Below are 1719 nucleotides of genomic sequence, written 5' to 3'. Positions count from 1 at the left end.
CGGACGCGACGTGGACGCCCACGTGACGCGGACCACGGTCCCGCCGCCCCGCTTGCCGCCGCCACCCCCGACCTGTCCAATGAACCAGCCCCATCGAGATGACCCGCTCCGCACCCTCGACCAGCGGGGGCACCCACCCGTGACCGTCGTCGGCAGACGTCAGGAGACCGCCATGCGCACGACCCGTCCCGCCCGTCTCGCGATCCTCGCCACCGCCGTGCTCGTGCTCGGCGCGTGCGGCACGCCCGGCTCAGGGGGTGGCGAGGCCGACCCCACGTCGTCCGGGACCTCCGGCAAAGCCGTCTGCGACCCCGTCGCGGGCGAGCAGCTCGTCGTCCTCGAGGACGACGAGGGCCTGCAGAACGCCGACAACATCATCCCCGCGGTCAACGCCGGCGTGGCGCAGCAGAGCCCGGCGGTGATCGAGCTGCTCGACAGCGTGTCCGCCGCGCTCGACACCGACAAGCTCATCGACCTCAACAAGGCCGTCGACATCGACCGCCGCACGTCGAGCGAGGTCGCGAAGGAGTTCGTCGCCGACGAGGGCCTCGCCGCGAGCGACGCGTCCGCGGGCGCCGGCCAGTCCCTCGTCGTCGGGGCCGCGAACTTCTCCGAGAGCGCGACGCTCGCCGAGATCTACGGCGAGGTGCTGCGCTCGGCCGGCTACCAGGTCGAGGTCCGCACGATCGGCAACCGCGACACCTACCTGCCGGCGCTCGTCGACGGCACGCTCTCGACCGTGCCCGAGTACGCGGCGACCCTCGCCGACTTCCTCAACGCCAAGGTCAACGGCGCCGACGCCGCGTCGGTGTCGAGCGACGACGTCGACGAGACCGTCGCGGCCCTCACGCCGCTCGCAGAGCAGTCGGGCCTGGCCGTCGGCAAGCCGTCGGCCGCGCAGGACCAGAACGCGTTCGCCGTGACGCAGGCGTTCGCCGACGAGCACGGCGTCACCACGCTGAGCGAGCTCGCCGAGGCGTGCGGCGGGCTCGTCCTCGCCGGTCCGCCCGAGTGCCCCGAGCGCCCGTTCTGCCAGCCGGGTCTCGAGGAGACGTACGGCATGGAGATCGGCGAGTTCAAGTCGTACGACTTCGGCCTGATCGGCGCCGCGGTGCGCCAGGGCGACGCGGCGATCGGCCTCGTGCTGTCGAGCGACGGCTCGCTCGCGACCGACTGATCCCGCACGACCCACGACACGACGGCCCCGTCGGCCGGCGGCACCGCCCGCCGCTGACGGGGCCGTCGTCGTGCGGCCGTCGTCGTGCGGCCGTCGTCGTGCGGCCGTCGGCAGTCGTCGTGCGGCAGTCGTCGTGCGGCCGTCGGCAGTCGTCGTGCGGCCGTCGGCGCAGGACGGTCGCCGCGCGGCCGTCGTCGCGTCGGCGTCGTCGCGTGCGACCGCCTCGTCAGAGGCCCGCGGCCTCGAGGAGCCGCAGCCACACCTCGGAGACCGTCGGGTACGACGGCACGGCGTGCCACAGGCGGTCGAGCGGCACCTCGCCGACGACGGCGATCGTCGCGGCGTGCAGCATCTCCGCGGCGTCGGGGCCTACGAACGTCGCGCCCACGACCACGCCCCGCGCCTGGTCGACGACGAGTTGCGCGGCACCCGGGTAGTCCTCGGAGGCGACCGACGCGCCCGCGACGTCCGCGAGGTCGTACCGCAGGACCCGCACGTCGATCCCGTCGCGGCGCGCCTGCGCCTCGGTGCGGCCGACCCAC

At 74.3% G+C, this 1719-nt stretch carries 1 protein-coding gene and 1 pseudogene; one reads left to right on the top strand and one right to left on the bottom strand.

Going from position 1 to position 1719, the window contains the following annotated elements:
- Positions 1-172: 172 nt before the first annotated feature.
- Positions 173-1177: a glycine betaine ABC transporter substrate-binding protein gene (locus HGA02_RS18340; RefSeq protein ID WP_168680741.1), complete on the top strand. Its 1005-nt coding sequence runs from the start codon at positions 173-175 to the stop codon at positions 1175-1177.
- Positions 1178-1403: 226 nt separating this feature from the next.
- On the opposite strand, the pseudogene HGA02_RS18335 reads toward HGA02_RS18340, so the two are convergent.
- Positions 1404-1719, bottom strand: a pseudogene (locus tag HGA02_RS18335) (pyridine nucleotide-disulfide oxidoreductase); the annotation flags it as partial.

Source organism: Cellulomonas septica, from assembly GCF_012396155.1.
Taxonomy (GTDB): Bacteria; Actinomycetota; Actinomycetes; order Actinomycetales; family Cellulomonadaceae; genus Cellulomonas; species Cellulomonas septica.
This window is presented reverse-complemented; position numbering and strand designations above follow the sequence as displayed.